Origin of the sequence: Sporomusa sp. KB1 (genome assembly GCF_007830295.1) — a bacterium.
Taxonomy (GTDB): Bacteria; Bacillota; Negativicutes; order Sporomusales; family Sporomusaceae; genus Sporomusa.
The window spans coordinates 4,858,421-4,877,272 of sequence record NZ_VLKC01000002.1 but is presented as its reverse complement, the minus strand read 5'-3'; the positions used below and the strand labels follow the sequence as shown (position 1 = coordinate 4,877,272).

Annotated in this window: 16 protein-coding genes and 8 tRNA genes; 19 read left to right on the top strand and 5 right to left on the bottom strand. The window is 41.7% G+C overall.

The window, feature by feature from the left end; genetic code table 11:
- The first annotated feature begins 27 nt into the window (after positions 1-27).
- The 6 genes from SALPA_RS26480 to SALPA_RS26455 all read left to right on the top strand — a co-directional run bounded on the left by SALPA_RS26480 (position 28) and on the right by SALPA_RS26455 (position 4,523).
- Positions 28-978 carry an acyltransferase domain-containing protein gene (locus tag SALPA_RS26480; RefSeq protein WP_145101170.1) on the top strand — a complete coding sequence of 317 codons (951 nt, stop codon included), beginning with the start codon at positions 28-30 and terminating at the stop codon, positions 976-978.
- A 15-nt stretch (positions 979-993) separates the two neighbouring features.
- Positions 994-1,752: a 4'-phosphopantetheinyl transferase superfamily protein gene (locus tag SALPA_RS26475; protein ID WP_145101167.1), complete on the top strand. Its 759-nt coding sequence runs from the start codon at positions 994-996 to the stop codon at positions 1,750-1,752.
- 365 nt (positions 1,753-2,117) lie between these two features.
- A complete protein-coding gene (locus SALPA_RS26470) occupies positions 2,118-4,022 on the top strand; it encodes a sigma 54-interacting transcriptional regulator (protein WP_145101164.1) in 1,905 nt (634 codons plus the stop codon).
- Between the two features lie 192 nt (positions 4,023-4,214).
- Positions 4,215-4,290, top strand: a tRNA-Asp gene (locus SALPA_RS26465).
- Positions 4,291-4,369: 79 nt separating this feature from the next.
- Positions 4,370-4,444 (top strand) — tRNA-Gly (locus SALPA_RS26460).
- 3 nt (positions 4,445-4,447) lie between these two features.
- Positions 4,448-4,523: transfer RNA gene (locus SALPA_RS26455), tRNA-Trp, on the top strand.
- A 39-nt stretch (positions 4,524-4,562) separates the two neighbouring features.
- Here the strand turns inward: SALPA_RS26455 and SALPA_RS26450 are convergent.
- The 3 genes from SALPA_RS26450 to SALPA_RS26440 are packed head-to-tail and all read right to left on the bottom strand — an operon-like array spanning position 4,563 to position 7,236.
- Positions 4,563-5,363 (bottom strand): ABC transporter ATP-binding protein, encoded by an 801-nt coding sequence (locus tag SALPA_RS26450; RefSeq protein ID WP_145101161.1) that lies wholly within the window; start codon positions 5,361-5,363, stop codon positions 4,563-4,565.
- A gap of 13 nt (positions 5,364-5,376) precedes the next feature.
- Positions 5,377-6,123: an ABC transporter permease gene (locus tag SALPA_RS26445; protein WP_145101158.1), complete on the bottom strand. Its 747-nt coding sequence runs from the start codon at positions 6,121-6,123 to the stop codon at positions 5,377-5,379.
- A gap of 36 nt (positions 6,124-6,159) precedes the next feature.
- Complete coding sequence (locus tag SALPA_RS26440) at positions 6,160-7,236, bottom strand: ABC transporter substrate-binding protein (protein WP_145101155.1); 1,077 nt, start codon at positions 7,234-7,236, stop codon at positions 6,160-6,162.
- Positions 7,237-7,381: 145 nt separating this feature from the next.
- Between SALPA_RS26440 and SALPA_RS26435 the strand changes: the two genes are divergently transcribed.
- The 7 genes from SALPA_RS26435 (at position 7,382) to SALPA_RS26405 (ending at position 9,238) form a co-directional block, all read left to right on the top strand.
- Positions 7,382-8,047: a hypothetical protein gene (locus SALPA_RS26435; protein WP_145101152.1), complete on the top strand. Its 666-nt coding sequence runs from the start codon at positions 7,382-7,384 to the stop codon at positions 8,045-8,047.
- Positions 8,048-8,074: 27 nt separating this feature from the next.
- Positions 8,075-8,437, top strand: coding sequence for a response regulator (locus tag SALPA_RS26430; RefSeq protein WP_145101149.1), 363 nt, complete (start codon positions 8,075-8,077; stop codon positions 8,435-8,437).
- A 140-nt stretch (positions 8,438-8,577) separates the two neighbouring features.
- Positions 8,578-8,654: transfer RNA gene (locus SALPA_RS26425), tRNA-Asp, on the top strand.
- A 142-nt stretch (positions 8,655-8,796) separates the two neighbouring features.
- Positions 8,797-8,872 (top strand) — tRNA-Phe (locus SALPA_RS26420).
- Positions 8,873-8,945: 73 nt separating this feature from the next.
- Positions 8,946-9,020, top strand: a tRNA-Gly gene (locus SALPA_RS26415).
- Positions 9,021-9,027: 7 nt separating this feature from the next.
- Positions 9,028-9,102 (top strand) — tRNA-Cys (locus SALPA_RS26410).
- Between the two features lie 47 nt (positions 9,103-9,149).
- A tRNA-Leu gene (locus SALPA_RS26405) sits at positions 9,150-9,238 on the top strand.
- A gap of 310 nt (positions 9,239-9,548) precedes the next feature.
- Here the strand turns inward: SALPA_RS26405 and SALPA_RS29330 are convergent.
- Positions 9,549-9,710: a hypothetical protein gene (locus SALPA_RS29330; protein WP_186451239.1), complete on the bottom strand. Its 162-nt coding sequence runs from the start codon at positions 9,708-9,710 to the stop codon at positions 9,549-9,551.
- A 157-nt stretch (positions 9,711-9,867) separates the two neighbouring features.
- Here SALPA_RS29330 and SALPA_RS26400 point away from each other — a divergent pair, with 157 nt between their 5' ends.
- From SALPA_RS26400 to SALPA_RS26385, 4 genes are read left to right on the top strand one after another with little or no spacing between them, the layout of a single operon-like run.
- The gene (locus tag SALPA_RS26400) at positions 9,868-11,976 is read left to right on the top strand and encodes a DNA translocase FtsK (RefSeq protein ID WP_145102307.1); all 2,109 of its coding nucleotides are present in this window, start codon (positions 9,868-9,870) and stop codon (positions 11,974-11,976) included.
- A gap of 57 nt (positions 11,977-12,033) precedes the next feature.
- Positions 12,034-13,077 (top strand): tRNA 2-selenouridine(34) synthase MnmH, encoded by a 1,044-nt coding sequence (mnmH, locus tag SALPA_RS26395; protein ID WP_145101146.1) that lies wholly within the window; start codon positions 12,034-12,036, stop codon positions 13,075-13,077.
- A 5-nt stretch (positions 13,078-13,082) separates the two neighbouring features.
- Positions 13,083-13,829 carry a RodZ domain-containing protein gene (locus SALPA_RS26390; RefSeq protein ID WP_145101143.1) on the top strand — a complete coding sequence of 249 codons (747 nt, stop codon included), beginning with the start codon at positions 13,083-13,085 and terminating at the stop codon, positions 13,827-13,829.
- Positions 13,830-13,850: 21 nt separating this feature from the next.
- Entirely contained in the window at positions 13,851-15,752 is a 1,902-nt protein-coding gene (locus SALPA_RS26385; protein WP_145101140.1) for a YgiQ family radical SAM protein, read from the top strand.
- Positions 15,753-15,804: 52 nt separating this feature from the next.
- Here the strand turns inward: SALPA_RS26385 and SALPA_RS26380 are convergent, their stop codons facing one another.
- On the bottom strand, positions 15,805-16,221 hold the full coding sequence (locus tag SALPA_RS26380) for a hypothetical protein (protein ID WP_222428131.1): 417 nt from the start codon (positions 16,219-16,221) through the stop codon (positions 15,805-15,807).
- 137 nt (positions 16,222-16,358) lie between these two features.
- Between SALPA_RS26380 and SALPA_RS26375 the strand changes: the two genes are divergently transcribed.
- Positions 16,359-17,390 carry an ABC transporter substrate-binding protein gene (locus SALPA_RS26375; protein ID WP_145101134.1) on the top strand — a complete coding sequence of 344 codons (1,032 nt, stop codon included), beginning with the start codon at positions 16,359-16,361 and terminating at the stop codon, positions 17,388-17,390.
- A gap of 61 nt (positions 17,391-17,451) precedes the next feature.
- On the top strand, positions 17,452-18,780 hold the full coding sequence (gene rimO, locus SALPA_RS26370) for a 30S ribosomal protein S12 methylthiotransferase RimO (protein ID WP_145101131.1): 1,329 nt from the start codon (positions 17,452-17,454) through the stop codon (positions 18,778-18,780).
- Positions 18,781-18,852: the final 72 nt, after the last annotated feature.

Here is an 18,852-nt window from a genome sequence, read left to right as displayed (position 1 = left end):
TTTGATGAAGAAAGAGGATGATGGTGATTGAGAAAACCTATTGTTTTTATGTTTTCAGGTCAAGGATCGCAGTATTACCATATGGGCAGAGAACTCTATCATCAAAATACCGTATTTAGACACTGGTTATCCCAGTTGAATGACATGGTGTATCAAAGTGCTGGTATTTCAATTATTGATGAAATTTACAATCCTGCCAAAAGCAAAGCGGATAAATTTGATAACCTCTTATACACTCATCCAGCAATTTTTATGGTGGAATATTCTTTGGCACGTGTATTAGTCGAACTGGGAATCAATCCTGATTATGTTTTAGGGGCAAGTTTAGGAGAGGTTACCGCAGCAGCAGTTGCGGAAATGATTTCACTGAAGGATGCGTTAGATTGTATTCTGAAGCAGGTGGAGTTAATTGGGGACCATTGTCAAACTGGCAGGATGGTAGCAGTTATTAATAAGCCGGAATTGTATAACCAGTCCTCTGTAATTTTCCGCTACTCAGAATTAGCTGCAGTAAATTATGCTTCTCATTTTGTCATTTCTGGTGCTAGTGAAAATTTATTAATTATTGAAAACCATTTAAAAACTACAAATGTCCCATTTTTAACACTTCCTGTAAGGTATGGCTTTCATTCAACAAAAATTGATCCGGCAGGAGGTGAATATAAAAAGTTTTTACACAATTTCTCTTTTAGAACACCTGAAATACCAATAATATCATGTTTATCGAGTGAACGTATTACTGATATCCCGCCAGAGTATTTTTGGGATATTGTTCGGCAGCCAATTCTTTTTCAAAAAACCATACTTAAGCTAGAAGAAATTTATCAGTTTCACTATATTGATTTGGGACCAGCTGGAACATTAGCTAACTTTGTAAAGCATAACGTAGAGAAGAACTCTGAATCACGATTTTATGATATTTTAACTCCCTTCGATCAGGAGATTAAACGATTGGAAAATTTAGCTGGAATTTATTGAGAGGTATAATCCAAAATGCCAAACAGTAGTGTTTATATTGGTAAGTTGGACTTAATTAGAGAGGAGAATATATTTAAAGCAACTTTATGTTGCTGTTTTTTTTCTTGTAAAACAGATTATGGCGAGATAATTTCGCACTTGCATACTCAAGAACGTAATTATTACAATACATTGAAATTTGAAAAGCGGATCAGAAGTTATCTTATCGGGCGCTTTGTTGCTAAACAGGCGATAGCTGCGTTAACCGGTGAAGACAAGTTAACGCAGATTGTCATTCAATCTGGTGTCTTTACTCAGCCAATAGTTATATCCAACAAGCAAAATATTCAAGTCAGTATTACCCACTGTGAGGATTATGGAGCGGCACTTGCCTTTCCGGAAGCACATCCTATGGGAATTGACCTGGAAAAGATTGATTCCTCCCAAAACGGTGTTTTAGCAGGGCAATTTACCGAGTTTGAAACCACAAGGATTATTCCCTTGGTTACTCCCTATGAAACAGGTTTAACTCTTCTGTGGACAGCTAAAGAGGCATTATCTAAGGTTCTTAAAACAGGTTTAATGACCCCGTTTGAAGTTTTTGAGATCTCAAGAATTGACCTTTGCAATAATTTTACAATGTGTTACTATAAAAATTTTGCTCAATACAAAGCCATTTCTTTTACTATCGGCAATTATATGTGCTCAATCGTTTATCCTATCAAAACCGAGTTGTATGTAGATATTCAGTCTTTGAGAGACTACTATGCTAATGTGGCTAAGAATGCAATTTGAGAGCAAGTGAAAAAATGTATCAGTGTGTAGTATGCTTATATGCTTGAAAGCAATACACTTTGCGAATTCTTGCAACAATATGCTACAATTATGGCTTTAGACCTTATAGTAACGATAAAAAACGGTTTAATCAATGCTTATTCCATTCAATATGTTGGCATGTATATTGCTATAAGTATATGATAAGTTCATTTAAGATACCTAGGTTGACTGCATGCCTTACAGTTCAAAAGCCCGAACTGTAAGGCATTTATTTGCTGGAATTTATTATCTACAGCAAATTTCTATATAAGATGGTAAAATTAAAGTGAAAATGGCTTCAGGCCGCGGAGAAAAATGACTGTCGAGGGGAGTGAACCTTACCAATGGCTACAGTAAGATTGACTGAACTTATTGAATTGCCCTTTCTCCAGGAATTTCAAGATAACTTTGCCTTAAGTGTCGGTATGGGTAGTTTAACTGAGGATAGTGACGGTAATGCGATAACCCGCCCGAGCCGTTTTTGTGAGTTCTGCACGAATATCATGCGGTCGACCGAGGTTGGACGAAAGCGCTGTCAGGAGATTGATATGCTGGGGATAGCAGAAGCAATCCGTACGGGAAGGCCTGCTGTGTACCATTGTCATGCTGGTTTAATTGATTTTGTCGCTCCTATTATATTGAATGGAATCTCAATTGGCGCAATATTTGGGGGACAAATCTTGACTGCGGCTCCTAATGAAGAACAATGTCTGAAAATTGCCGGTGAAATTGGTGTGGACCCGGATAAATATATAACTGAAATTAAAAAAATCCCGGTTATTCCGGAAGAAAAGATTCAGGCAGCAGCTAATGTTCTCTTTTCCGTAGCGAATACAATATCAAAGTATGCTTACCAGACTTTGAAACTACGGGAAAAGAACCGGGAAATAGTATTAGCTTATAACCGCATGGATAACATTTTCAACACGATGTCAGATGGAGTCATCATAATTGATGATAAAGGAATTGTCAGGCAAGTCAATCTGGTAGTGGAAGAAATTTTCGGCAAGTCAGGTTCAACTCTGCTCAATAAGTCTGTAAATGAATTAGCTGGCAGCGAAGCACCCTTTGTGGAAGGTGTTTTTGAACGGCAGGAAGCTTATAATGATATTGAAATTTTTAATGATGCAAGTTTAGGGCGGCTGCACTGCATATCCTCTGGCCGGCCAATTTTTGATGACCAGGGAATGTTAGCAGGGGGAGTTATTTTACTGCGCCCCATAAAAAAGGTGCATAATCTAATTAACCGCTTAAGTGGTGCTCAGGCTGCTTTCCGGCTTGGTGACATTATCGGGCAAAGTCCGGCAATATTGAAGACTATTCAAGCAGCCTTCCAGGCTGCCAGTTGTATGTCTAACGTGCTTATCGAAGGGGAAAGCGGCACAGGAAAAGAGGTTTTTGCGCAAGCAATTCATAATCAGAGTGCGCGGCGAAAAGGGCCCTTTGTAGCCGTTAACTGTGGCGCTATCCCCAGAGAATTGATTGGGAGCGAATTATTCGGCTATGCAGATGGCGCTTTTACCGGAGCAAAACGTGGCGGGAGACCGGGAAAATTCGAATTTGCGTCAGGAGGGACCCTTTTTCTCGACGAGATAGGGGACATGCCCCTGGAACTGCAAGTTACTTTACTCAGAGTACTACAAGAACGCAAACTAACTAGAATTGGTGATAATAAGCTTATTCCAATTGATTTAAGAATTATTTGTGCCACTAACAAGGATTTGGCGCGCGAGGTAGAACAGGGTAATTTTCGCCAAGACCTATATTACCGGCTCAATGTTATTTCTATTAAAATACCACCGTTACGGGAACGACGGGAGGATATACTGCTTATTTTTAATTCCATCCTTACGAAAATGGCAAATGAATTGGGACGGACTATTAAAAATGTTGATTCTGAAGTATACCTGTTGCTCGAACAGTATGACTGGCCAGGTAATGTCCGTGAATTGCAAAATATTGCAGAAAGGGCAATAAATGTAGCCGAAGGTGATACAATTCGGTTGGAGCATTTACCAGAGTTTATTATCGATAACAAAGGCATGAGTATTCGGACTTCCCCCGCAGCAAAACCGGATAATTTACGTGAGCCAGTGAAAATGAAGCACAATCTAAGTGAACAGGAACGGCAGCAGATCATTGACCTTCTTTTTAAATTCAAAGGGAACGTTAGTCATGTTGCTAAGACAATGGGCGTTGCCCGCAGTACTGTTTACCGGAAAATGCATCAGTATAATATTTTTCATTAGCAAGAGTTTTTCACCATATCTGCTGGAATTTGATCAAATTCCCCAAAGCAGGGTTTTAACGCAGCATTTCGATCAAAATATAGATAATAACAGAATTATACTAAAAAAATATAGAAATTCCGCTAAAACCTATTGATATTATGTCAAAAGCATGGTAATATTAGATCTCGTCAGGGAGATAGTAAATAACACGGCCCAGTAGTTTAGCGGTTAGAATGCCGCCCTGTCACGGCGGAGGTCGTCGGTTCAAATCCGATCTGGGTCGCCACTCTCAACATTCGATGTTCGAAATGCGACATTCGATAAGTACGACGAAAATCGAACGTTTAAGGTCGAAAGTCGAATATGCGGAAGTAGCTCAGCGGTAGAGCATCGCCTTGCCAAGGCGAGGGTCGCGAGTTCGAATCTCGTTTTCCGCTCCATATAGGGGTATAGCTCAATTGGTAGAGTAGTGGTCTCCAAAACCATTGGTTGAGGGTTCAAGTCCTTCTGCCCCTGCCACAAAAACACTGAGAAGTTATTCTCAGTGTTTTCTTTGCATTAGTTATCAGCGCATTCCCTGTCTTTAACTTTCAATACTTCCTCCCGCAGTGTCAGCCAAATCGATTGGAATAACTCGTTATACCTCATCGTAGTTCTAATAGCGGCAATATCGCGGGGGCGGGGCAGGTCTACATTTACAATTGATTTTACGGTGCCAGGATGGGCAGTCATAATTAAGATTCGGTCACTCAGGCAGAGCGCTTCATCAATGCTGTGGGTGATGAAAACAGTGGTTTTCTTGCTTACATCCCAAATTCGCAGCAATTCTTGCTGCAACAGGATTCTATTTTGTTCATCAAGGGCACCAAAGGGCTCATCCATCAGTAAAATTTCCGGATCATTAGCAAAAGCCCGGGCGACACTTACCCGTTGTTTCATACCGCCGGAAAGCTGATGCGGGTAGGCTTTGGCAAACTTAGTCAGGCCAATCATGCGAATATATTTTTCGGCAATTTGATAACGTTCTTTTTTAGAAATACCCCGTAACTTTAGGCCATAGGCAACATTATCCATAACAGTTAGCCAGGGAAAGATTGACTGTTCCTGAAATACCATAGAGTTTATCGGACGATCATCGGTTGTAACTTTGATTGTCACAGTACCGCTTGATGCTGTATCCAGGCCGGCGAGAATGCGCAGCAGGGTAGTCTTGCCGCAACCGCTGGGACCGACAATAGAAAAAAACTCGCCGTCACCAATAGAAATATTGATGTCAGTCAGAGCGGTAACCTGACCACGGGCGTTAACAAATACTTTGCCAATGTGATGTAAAACAATGCTGGTACTGTCGTAAGGCATAACCGCACCTCCCTTAGTTGGTTTGTTTCCATGGAAGTACCAGACGTTCCAGAAAGTCAAGCGCCAGGGCGAAGATATAACCAAGAACAGAAAGCGTAATTAGCGCGGCAAACATTTGTTCAATATCAAACATGTCATAGGCTCTCCAGATCATCCAGCCTACACCAGCCTTGGCTGCTGACATCTCGGCGGCGACAATCAGGATAAGTGCCATACCCATGCCAAGCTTTAAGCCGGCAAAAATCATCGGCAATGCCCCAGGTAAGGCGACCGAGAGATAAAAATCTTTGCGACCGGCGCCAAAGTTTTTGGCCACTTCCAGATAGATTTTGTCAATATTTAAAACCCCGGCCATCGTATTAATCACCACAAGATAAAATACGCCAATGGCAATGGTAAATATTTTGGAGGTTTCCCCAAGGCCAAATATGAGGAGAATAAGCGGCATAAGGGCTAGTTTGGGAATAGGATAGGTAGCTGCGATCATCGGTTCAATAGCAGAACGGACAAAAGGGGACAGGCCCATACTCATACCAAGCAGGATAGCCGGAATGGAACCGGCGAGAAAGCCGCAGATAACTCGTAAAACACTTACCCAGGTGTTGTAGATAAGGTCGCCGGAAATGAGCAGCGGAAAAAACGACTGTAGAATAAGCGAAGGACTTGAGAGCAAGCGGGTGTCAACAAAACCTAAATGAGCGGCAGCTTCCCAAAGCAGTAACAAAGTCAATGGAGAAAGAATTGAAATGGCTGTTTTCATGATTTACCAACTCCTGATAGTTGACATTGGTGTTATTCACTGATATTTCCCTAAGGTTTTTACAGCAAAGTCTACATAGCGGTTATCAACAATATCTTCCAGTTTAATTTCTGATTTAAGCAAATTGTTTTCTTTGTACCAGGCTAAGTCGGCAGCAATCCCGTTCATTCGCAGGTAGCCGTCAGGATTTAACCCGGTGGGATACATTGTTTCATATAAAGCAGGCTCTTTGATTACAGAATACTTACACAGCATCCCGATCACTTCCGCCTTGTTCTTATTTTTGAAGAAGGCGTCATTATAGTCACGCATAGCTTTTACATAGGCTGTCATAAAGAGGTTAGCCACTTCAGGCCGGGTAGTCATGCTTGTGCCGTAGACTAACAGCGCAATTTGCGCGTCAGGGTCATATTCAGACGGGTCTTTCCAGGGATCAACAATGCCTTTGGCTATACCTTGCGTTACAAAGGGTTCGATGACCATGGCGGCATCAATGCTTTTGTTGCCTAGTGAAACAAGCATATCAGGGAATGCCCGGATGACTTGCATGTCAATATCCTTAGTTGTCAAACCACCCTTAGCCAATACCCTGGCCAGACATATTTCGTCAAGCGAGGCAGTGCCAACCACTGCAATTTTTTTGCCACGCAAGTCTGTAAAGTCTATAATGCTATTGGCAAGATCTTTCCGTATAACCAAGCGGTAGTAACCTTGGCCAGGCATATTAATACCTTTATCGGCAACGATTTTAACAGGTATGTCGCGCGATATTGCATTTAACAGCCCGGAGGCCGTCACGGTAGCGCCCACATCTAACTGACCTGCGGCTAGTTGATTAATCATTTCCTGGCCGCTGTTAAACTGGACTGCTTCAATTTTAATACCGACATCCTGGTAATACCCTTTTGCCATACCAATGAGAATTCCAGCATCAGAAACAACTTGTTTCATACCAACCTTAATTACCGTTTCCTGTGGCAGCACCCTGAGTGCTGGCGCCCAAGCCGGTCCCGTAAATGGAGTTACTATCGTGGCAGGTGCCTGGCTGCAGGCGGTAATGAGCAAAGTGATGACAAGCAGGATTGCCACTAATCCTCCCCAACGTTTTACCATAGTTTTCCCTCCCCATTGCTGTAAGGTTTCGTTTTGCATCGAAGTTACTTCATAGTATTCTGAACTTACTTTTTGGTTACTTCGCCTGCAGGTTTTTGTGATGTAATCAAGAATATAATCATAGAAGAATCGGAGGTCATATATCATGGAAAAAATTATTGAACAAGTGACAGCCTGGGAGTTTTTCAAAAAAATGCCACAAGAAATTTCTGGGTTTACCTTGATTAATGAACTCATGACTTGCGGTTCGCAATATCGTATTTTTACCTACAATAATCAACAAGCAAGGCGGAGCTTTACTGGTTTGTATGATGAAGCGACAAAAGATTTTTTGGTTCGTGTAGTCATTGGCTTAACAGAATACTGTGATATAAGTTTTTTTACACCAGATTTGGCGGCTTTTGAAAAGGTTCTGACAGAGCGTATGGAAAAAGTGTTACAGCAATTAGCCGTTTTTGATCCTGCTTCGGTATGTACACAAATTACCGGCAAGAAGGTTCTTGAATGGCCCTATGCGACAAAACTGCCAGAGCAGGTAGCGGGATTTACTCTTTTTATCACTCCAGAAAAACCAATTAAAGCATTGAATGGATCTTATGTTATAATAGACTACAGTGACTTTTCGGCAGAAAGTAATCTGACGGTAAACTATAACATCTTTCGGGATGAGTTTTTCAGTGAAATTCGACTGAAACGGGTGCCGATCATGACAACTGCTTTTGATGCGAAGACATTGCCTGAGCTTGAAATACGGTTAAATGACAATCTAAGTCAGACACTTGAAAATATAAGGTTAAAGTTAGCAGAATAGGTTGAGCTCAATAGAGGAGGAAGTTTTATGGCCAGAGTTCTAATATGTGATGATTCTACGTTTATGCGAATGATGATAAAAAAACTGCTGCAGGATATGGGACATGAGATTGTTGCCGAAGGTGGCGATGGCAAACAGGGAGTGCAGCTCTATCGTCAGTTTAAACCGGATTTGGTAACCATGGATATTACTATGCCAATTATGGATGGAATTCAGGCGGTAAAACATATTCACGAAGAAGATCCAGTAGCGCGTATTATCATGGTAACAGCTATTGGGCAGCGTAGTATTATTTCTGAGGCGCTTAATGCAGGGGCATCAGGTTTTGTCATTAAACCATTTGATCCTGAGCAGGTACAAGAAACTGTTAATAAAGTACTAGCTGAGTGATCTTATTTTGCAAAAGCACTTGACGTTTTCGCGATAGTAAGATATAATAAATTCCGTCGCATTGCTTATAAATAAAGATCATTTTTGCAGTATTGACTTTATTGTAAGCCTACTATATACTAAATAATGCGATTGTACGCGGCCCTGTGGTGTAGCGGTCTAACATGCCGCCCTGTCACGGCGGAGATCGACGGTTCAAATCCGTTCAGGGTCGCCATTCACCTTAACACCTGCGGGTGGCTAGAAATGTCCATATGCTAGGCGCGACGAGAACCGTAGCGGAGGCGTACACGAGAGTACGTTGAGCAACGGATCGCAGGAGCAACAAAGCAGATGGGCGTTTATAGACAGTTGCATACGCCTCGGTAGCTCAGTCGGTAGAGCAGAGGACTGAAAATCCTCGTGTCGACAGTTCGATTCTGTCCTGAGGCACCAATCTCGATGTTCGACGTTAGACATTCGATTTTAGATAGCGAAAATCGAGCGTCTAGTGTCGAACGTCGAATATGCGGAAGTAGCTCAGCGGTAGAGCATCGCCTTGCCAAGGCGAGGGTCGCGAGTTCGAATCTCGTTTTCCGCTCCATAACTATGGCGACATAGCCAAGTGGTAAGGCAGAGGTCTGCAAAACCTCTATTCCCCAGTTCAAATCTGGGTGTCGCCTCCAAAAAAATAATAAAGCCACATAAGTGGTTTTTCTCTAGATTATTACATGCCGGGGTGGCGGAACTGGCAGACGCAACGGACTTAAAATCCGTCGGAAAGAAATTTCCGTACCGGTTCGATTCCGGTCCTCGGCACCAATTCTAAACGAACGACAATCGAATTCACTACGTTTTGTAATATGGCCTGGACTCTGTCCGGGTTTTTTCTTTTATAGCAAGAGACCAAAAATTATAATGTTCCTGGAGCAAACCCATCCTGTTTAGCATAGTATGTAGTGTTCCGAATACGAAATGAAGGAGGCATGCTTTATGGGATTTGGTAATTTCGGAGGAGGTCGTGGTAGTAGCTGCTTTATAATCATCATTATAATACTTTTACTCTTTTTCTGCTTCAATGATGAGTGTAGTTCAACCTGCTAACATAGTTTAATCGTAGCCAAATCCACAACTAAATCTGACGTGCGGCCCGCTTAGATATCGGTTGTGCTATAAGTCGCCTGTCCTTAGGGATGGGCGGCTTTTTCCCATTATTATGGGTATAGTTGTCCATGGTGAATGTTGCTGTTGCATGTCCTAAGCAAATTTGAAGAACCCGGAGTCGGCTACTCAAATAATGGGACCTCCTACTCAATTTATAGGAAGAAGTGAATAAAATAAAGGGATTTTTACCATTACGTAGAACAAGATAATGTTAGAGGTGGTATGTTTTGCCTAAATGGTTGACCCATTTAACTCCTGAATTACGGCATGAATTGTTGGGCATTACCATGGTTACAGGAGGAATTTTAGCGTTAATTAGTCTGATCGGTCTCAATGTTGGGCCGTTTGGGTTATTTTTAGCCAAAATACTCAAATATACTTTTGGAATAGGTGCTGTAGCTGTACCTTTAGTATTTTTTATTGTTGGACTGAAGTACATTGTGGCGAAGAGTCCAATTGTTTATTCAGTTAAGTTTTGGGGTCTTCTGCTTTTATATTTTGTGGTTTTAGCAATTTATCATCATATTAGAATTCCTGTTGGTCAGGAAATAATGCCTGATAGTTTGGTGACAGGTGGGGGATTAACCGGTGGGATGGTGCTTTTTTCCTTGCGTAAGCTACTGGGGGTGCATGGCTCAATTATTGTGCTCTCAGCATTGCTGCTTTGCTCAATTCTGCTGACTACAACCTGGTCGCTGGCAGAAACGCTATTAAATGCCAAAGACAAGGCAGTAGAGAGTATGTCTTCAGCGAAGGAAGCTATTGCTGCGTCGGCAGAAACAATTTTTTCCGAGCAAGAAGAGGAAAAGGATCTACCAGTATTTTACGATCAACAGCGTGATGATAAGCCTGAATTGGCGATACAAAAGTCCCCCAAAGAGAGCATTATTCCTGATAATAATCAGGATCCAGTTATGCAGCAGACGCAAAGGCAGTCTTTTACAGTAACTAAAGAGGGTAGTACTGATAGTAATACCGACTATCGTTTACCGCCTATGTCATTATTAAAAAAACCTAATCGTCCACGTGTAACCAAAATGCCCAAAGAAGTTGCCGATAACGCCCGGATACTTGAACAGACGCTTGATAGCTTTGGGGTTAGTGCCAGGGTTATTAATACTTGTCAGGGACCGACAGTTACTCGTTATGAATTGGAACCTGCTCCAGGTGTAAAAGTAAGTAAAATAGTAAACCTGGCAGATGACTTATCACTAAAATTGGCATCTTCAGGAGTACGGATTGAAGCTCCTATTCCAGGTAAAGCAGCTATTGGCATTGAAGTGCCAAATAAAGAATTATCTGGCGTTGCACTGCGGGAGGTATTGGAAACTGACGAGTTTCATCGTGCTTCTTCCAGTTTGACAGTGGCGTTAGGAAAAGACATTGCAGGACAGCCAATTGTTACAGACTTAGGGAAGATGCCACATTTATTAGTAGCTGGTGCAACCGGATCAGGAAAAAGCGTTTGTATCAATACCTTGATTACAAGTATATTATTTAAAGCCCGGCCGGACGAAGTTAAATTGGTGCTTATTGATCCCAAGATGGTAGAACTGTCAAATTATAATGGTATTCCACATTTACTTACTCCTGTAGTAACTGATTCGAAGAAAGCAGCCTCAGCCTTAAACTGGGCGGTCCAGGAAATGGAACGCCGCTATGAAGTTTTTGCTACTACGGGAGTGCGGGATATTACCCGCTATAATGAACTGCATAATGATGGGCGACTGCCATTGATTTTGATTATAATTGATGAACTTGCTGACTTAATGATGGTAGCGCCTGTTGATGTTGAGGATGCTATTTGTCGATTGGCACAAAAAGCAAGGGCAGCGGGATTGCATTTAGTTCTTGCTACGCAGCGTCCTTCTGTTGATGTCATTACAGGAACTATCAAGGCCAATGTGCCTTCTCGTATTTCCTTTGCTGTTTCATCACAGGTTGATTCACGAACTATTTTAGATATGGCTGGAGCTGAAAAACTGTTAGGAAAGGGTGATATGCTATTTTATCCTGTTGGAGCTTCCAAGCCTATCAGGGTACAGGGGGCTTTTATTGCCGACACTGAAGTTGAAGATTTAGTAGTCTATATCAAAGAACAGGCTGTACCTGAATATAATGATGGTGTAACTACTGCTGAAACTGCGGTCGCCAGTAAAGAAGATCCAACTCATTTTGAGGATGAACTTTTAGAAGAGGCTGTGCGCATGGTGCTTGAGACAGGTCAGGCTTCCGTATCCATGTTACAACGCAAATTTCGCATCGGCTATACACGTGCTGCAAGGCTAATTGATACTATGGAAGAAATGAAAATCGTTGGTCCTAACATTGGAAGTAAAGCACGAGAAATAATCATGACAACAGAACAAGTTTATTCCAGATATTTTAAAAAATAAATTGCTTTTATGCTTACAGCATTTTACGACAGGGCAGAATAGTAGTGGTGATTTATATTGTATAAAGTAATTAAAGTAGCGGAAGCTGTAACCTTAGATAAAACGATTTTTATCGACGTGCGTTCACCGGCAGAATATGCCGGTGGGCATATTCCCGGTGCCGTGAACATACCGATATTTAACGATGAGGAACGGGCTCAAATTGGAACTATCTATAGGCAAGTGAGTGTCGAAGATGCTAAGCATCTAGGCTTATCATTTGTTTCTACAAAGTTGCCGGATATTATTGAGCAAATTCGCCAGTTTACTAAAGAGGAACGAAAGGTTATCATATATTGTTGGCGGGGGGGAATGCGTTCCAAATCAATAGTAAGTGTGCTGGAAATGATGGAAATTCCAGCCTCACAGCTAGTTGGCGGATATAAAGCGTATCGTCAATATGTTTTGGACAGATTAAAACAGTTTGAAGTTAAGCCAAAGATAATAGTACTATGTGGTTCAACAGGAACTGGAAAAACCTTGCTTATAAAGCAATTGGCTAAACGCAATATTCCGGTAATTGACCTGGAGAATTTAGCTAATCATCGAGGATCAGTTTTTGGTCAAATCGGTTTAGGCAGGTCGGCAACAGCGCAAAATTTTGATGCAAATCTGCTTAACGAACTTGATGCGCTAAATAATCAGCCTTATATAGTAGTTGAATGTGAAAGCAAACGTATTGGTAATGTATATCTACCTGAATGTTTATTTAACGCTATGCAGCAGGGACCAAAATTACTGGTAGCTGCCAGCATTGAAGTAAGGGTGGATAGATTGATAGAAGAGTATCTGGATATCTACCATGATAATGCAGAAGCGATAATCAGCAGTATTGCGTCACTACGCCGGCGCCTTGGCAATAAGAAAACTGACAAGTTGATTGATGAATTTAAAGCAGGACAGATTCGAGTGGTTGTTGAGACTTTGCTCGTAGAATATTATGATCCAATGTATGGTTATGAGAAGTCAGATCTTGCGGACTATGATGGAGCAGTAAGTGCTGATAATCTGGAGCAAGCAACAGATTCGATAATCCAATACTTACAACAGTTGGGGAGGTAGTTATTTTGCAAACCGTAGGGGAATTTTTGCGCGCTGAACGTTTAAAAAAAGCCCTGTCAATTAAAGATGTTGAAAGTGCGATAAGCATTAGAGCGCTATATCTTAACGCTATTGAAGAAGGTGACTATGACATTGTCCCCGGTGAAGTATATTTAAAGGGTTTTATCCGCAATTATGCTACCTTTTTGGAACTTGACCCTCAAAAGGCAATTGAGCTATATTCCCAAAATAAAGAGCAGACAAAAGCGCAGACAAATGAAAATATAATTGCAGAGCAGCAGCAGGAAGCAATACCAGTCACCTCAACCCCACGTAAAGGTAGTGGCGGAGGCATAAAAAAAATGCTTACCGTAGTAGCAGCCATGGCAGGCGTCCTTATAGTAGCCGGATTAATAATCTGGTGGCCATCAGAGAGCCAGCAACCTGCTCCGGTTCCACCACCAGCTGTAACCCCACAACCGGCTCCGGCGGTTCAGCCGGGTACTTCAGCAAATCCTGCAGTCAAAGTGATTGTAACTGCTAAATATAGTGCTCCGTGCTGGACGCAAATAATAGCAGACGGCAAGGAGATATATGAAGGTACTCCTAAAAGTGGCGAATCAATAACTTGGGAAGCCGCGAATAAACTGTCAGTAAAGTTTGGCAATGCCGGTGTTGTTGATGTAGTATACAACGGCAGCCCTGTGGGTAAAATTGGTGGTAATGGTGAAGTAGTGGTCAAAACGTTTACACTGACCGAAATGACAAAATAGGAATGAGGTAAATCTAGCAGCATGACAGATTTTTTACCAATGACCAAGGAAGATATGGCTAAACGTGGCTGGGAGCAGTTGGACTTTCTTTTTATAAGTGGTGATGCCTATGTTGACCATCCCAGCTTTGGTCCTGCGATTATTTGCAGGCTGCTGGAAAAATACGGTTATAAGGTTGGAATAATTGCTCAGCCGAATTGGCGTTCAACTTCTGATTTTAAACGCTTAGGCAAGCCGCGACTAGGGATATTGGTTTCGGCAGGCAATCTTGATTCTATGCTCAATAAATTTACGGCAGCTAAAAAATACCGCAGTACAGATAATTATTCGCCCGGTGGCCAGGCTGGACTTAGGCCGGAACGGGCGACAATTGTTTATTGTAACAGAATAAGGGAGATTTGGAAGCATACTCCGCTTATTATTGGCGGTATTGAAGCTAGTTTAAGACGATTTGCTCATTATGATTATTGGTCAGATAGCGTACGACGATCAATTCTGATTGATAGTAGAGCAGATCTGTTAATTTATGGTATGGGCGAAAGTCAGATTAAAGAGTTAGCCGCACAATTATCGACTGGTATAAATATCAAAGATATTCGGGATATACCTGGAACCTGTTATCCTGCAGAATCAATAGAGCATCTGTGGGACTATATCGAAACACCGGGTTATCAAGACGTTACTGCAAATAAGGTGCAGTTTGCGAAAGCTTTTAAAACGCAATATTTAGAGCAGGATGCTATACGGGGAAAAACGATAGCTCAGAGGCATGGGGAACACTATGTAGTGCAGAATCCACCAGCAATGCCACTTTCCACCACTGAAATGGATGAAATATATGATTTGCCTTATCAGCGTACTTACCATCCTTCTTATAGTGCAGCTGGCGGTGTTCCGGCTATCCAGGAGGTAAAGTTTAGTATCGTTAGTCATCGCGGCTGTTATGGCAGTTGCTCTTTTTGTGCTTTATATGCCCATCAGGGAAGAATGATCCAAAGTCGCAGTCCGGAATCAATACTACGGGAAGCTGCCCAAATCGTTCAGTTGCCAGATTTCAAAGGCTATATCCATGACGTCGGCGGTCCTACTGCGAACTTTCGCCAACCTGCTTGTGAGCAGCAAGCAGAGCGGGGAACCTGCCGCGGCAAGCAGTGCCTGTTCCCCAATGCCTGCAAGAGTTTAAACACCAGCCATCGCGACTATTTAGAATTACTTAGGGCAATTCGACAAATTCCAGGAATAAAAAAAGTCTTTGTTCGGTCAGGTCTGCGTTATGACTATCTGTTGGCTGCCAAGGATATGGGATTTTTACGAGAATTATGCGAGCACCATGTTAGTGGTCAGCTAAAGGTTGCGCCAGAACATATTTCGTCTAAAGTTACAAACTTAATGGGTAAATCAGGTAAAAATACCTATCTGAAATTTAAAAAAGCATATGAACAAATAAATATAGACTTAGGGAAAAAACAGTACTTAGTACCCTACTTTATGTCTAGCCATCCGGGAGCCGGCCTAAAAGAGGCTATTGAATTGGCTGAATTTCTACGTGATACCAGCTATCGACCGGAACAAGTACAGGATTTTATTCCCACTCCGGGAAGCTTATCAACCTGCATGTACTATACAGAAATTCACCCGTTAACCGGGGAAAAGGTCTATGTTGCCAAAAATCCCCATGACAAAGGGCTGCAGCGAGCATTGCTGCAATACCGCGATCCTAAAAACTACAATTTGGTTTATGAAGCGCTTAGTAAAGCAGGCCGACAGGATTTAATCGGCTATGAACCAAAATGTTTAATCCGGCCGCCCCGCAACAAACAGCCTGTTACCAGCGTAAGCAAAGGGGAATCACAAAATAAGTCCCGTAGATTACATGCTTCGCGCAGCAAAGAAACCAAAAAGAAGGCTAGATTCAAAATCTAGCCTTCTTTTTGGTTTTCAGATTTAAAACCTTCCTGGATTGAACGACTAAGGCTTACTTTATCATACCAAATGCCCGCCGGCAGTCATTTGATAAAAGGTAAATGGCAATTAAACCATGGGGGACAAGTGTCATAATACCCATGGTCAGGCTATAACCAAACAGGATTACCAGGCCAATTATTACAAATAATATGGACAATCCCAACTCAAATAAGCGGGCCCAACGCTTAAGCCGCAATAATCCAAATGCCGGGATAGCATAGAGCAGCACTGCAACAAACGAATTAAAGATAGCAGTAGGGTTATTATTTACCAGTCCATCGTAGATGCCAAATACATAACCAATAGCAATGAGCAGCAAAAAAATTATGACAATAATCAAACGTGCGGTCAAATCTGGATGAAAAAAAGATAAGAATGAGGGCTTCTCGGTCAAAAAAACAACTCCTTTCCTTTTTAATTTTATCATAATTCACCGCTTTTTTAAATGCAATCTTCTGCATAGAAGGGATTAGGACTTGCATAAAGAACAAATAAAAGGTATAGTATATATGTTTGCCTTAGTTGTTAATGCTAGTAACCAGATCAATCATATGGGGGTAATGTATGAAACGCTATCTGCCATTATTAGTAATGGCTATTTTTGTAGCACTAGTAATTACGGCTACTACTTACCTTATCGGTTATGCAGGTAAACAAAATAAAAACAGTTTACCGACGATTAATGTTTATACGACCTTGCCTATTGAGCAGGTAGCCGTATTAGCTCAGGAATACGAAAAGGTCGCAAAGGTCCGAGTTACTATTACACCGCTTACGGAAAAGGATTTGTTTAGTAGGCTGATCGAAGACGCAGGAGACCGGCAAGCAGATCTTATTCTTGCTAACCGTAAAACATTAAAACAGGCACGAAACAATGCTCTGCTGATACCTTACCAATCTGAGTATACGGATATAGTACCAAATAGATTTCAAGATACTGATGGTTATTGGGTAGGCATTTGGTATGATCCGATAATTTTTGCAGTCAATCAGGATTATTTAAATTCAACCAAGAAAAAACCAGCAAAATGGTCTGACTTGCCGTCAGATTCTAAGCAGAGATTGGGTTTGACCGACTTTCTAGCAGCCGATGCTGCCGCTAATCTTTTATATACGCTAGTTGCGGCTAATGGCGAGCAACCAACCTTAGACTTGTTTAAAAAAATTCATCCACAGGTTGTGCAGTATGCCAAATTTTTAGCAACGCCAGCGCGAATGGCCAGTATGGCAGAGGTTGACCTGGCTATAGCTGTGCATAGTGAAGCTATGCGTTATGTTAAAGATGGTTTTCCTGTACAAATTATCTATCCTGAGGAGGGAACTGCGTTTTTATTGACAGGGGTAGGCCTGGTTAGGAGCGCTCCCCACACGGTTGAAGCACAGCAGTTTATTGATTGGCTTACTCAAGAAGAAGCACTCGCATGTATGGCAGAACATAAATTTTATTTTATGCCGACAAACCCAGGAACACCAACGTATCGGGAATATGCCGCTAAAAATATAAAGCTCCTGGACCATCATGATATGTATTCTCCCGAACAGCAACGGAAAATATTGGATAACTGGGTACAACAAGCTCGTTTGGGGATACAGTGAGACTTAGATTCAAGTGGGATTATAGAATAATTTGGTCATCAGATATAAGGAGGAGCACGTAATGCTTAAAGCAGGATTTATTAGTCTGGGATGTGCCAAAAACCTCGTAGATACCGAGGTAATGCTGGGCATTTTAGCGGATAATAATATACATATTACCGATAATCCCCAGGATGCTGAACTATTAATTATTAATACCTGCGGGTTCATAGATTCTGCTAAAGAGGAATCGATCTCAACCATTATGCAGATGGCTGAGTATAAACAAACTGGTAAATGCCGGGGGGTTATTGTTGCCGGCTGCTTAGGCCAGCGTTATCAGCAGGAATTATTAGACGAATTACCGGAAATATCCGCAATTGTTGGTACAGGTGCATGGCATCGAATTATGGAAGCTGTTAATGCGGTACTGGCGGATGAACGGGTTTTGCTTATTGGTGAAACAGACACATTGTATGATGAGACTATGCGGCGAATTACTACTACTCCAGCATATAGTGCTTATGTAAAGATTGCAGAAGGATGCAGCAACTGCTGTTCCTATTGTGTAATTCCTCTTGTGCGAGGCAAATACCGCAGTCGCTCAATAGAATCAATTGTAAATGAAGTGAAAAAACTTACTGAGCGGGGAGTAAAAGAAATCAACCTTATCGCTCAGGATACTACAAGTTATGGGCGTGACCGTTATGATAAGCCCCAATTAACGAATCTGCTTAACGAACTGGTTAAAATTGAAGGTGTTTTTTGGATTAGATTGCTATATTGTTATCCTAAATATTTCACTGAAGAACTTATTGAATTTATTGCCAGTGAACCAAAGATTTGCAACTACATTGATCTGCCGCTACAACATGCTGATGACGAAATTCTGTCGGCAATGAATCGCCGTGACACACGATCTGATATTGAAAACTTACTGAAGAAAATTCGCACTGTTATTCCTGGGGTGGCCATTCGTACTTCATTTATTGTTGGTTTTCCAGGGGAGACAGATAAACATTTTGAGTCATTGAAAAACTTTATGCTGGAGCAAAAGTTTGAGCGAGTAGGTATATTTACCTATTCCCAGGAAGAGGACACGCCTGCTGGAATTATGGAGAATCAAGTGCCTGATAGTGTCAAAGAGGAGCGCTTCCACGAACTAATGTCTTTACAATGCCGCGTTTCTGAAGAGTTGAACCATGATATGGAGGGGAAAATGCTGACAGTATTGATTGAGGGACATAACCAGGATCAGCCTAGTGTGGCATTTGGCAGATCTTACCGGGAAGCGCCTGATGTCGATGGCTGTGTTTATGTTGAAAACGCTATAGGCTTGTTGCCGGGAGAACTTGTACAGGCAGAAGTTGTACAGGGCTTCACATATGATTTAGTGGCCGAAAAAAAGTAAGAGTAGCTGCATAATAGTATAATGCAAGCTTAAAAATAGTAGAGGCGCTTAGGCTCTGCTATTTTTTGTTAA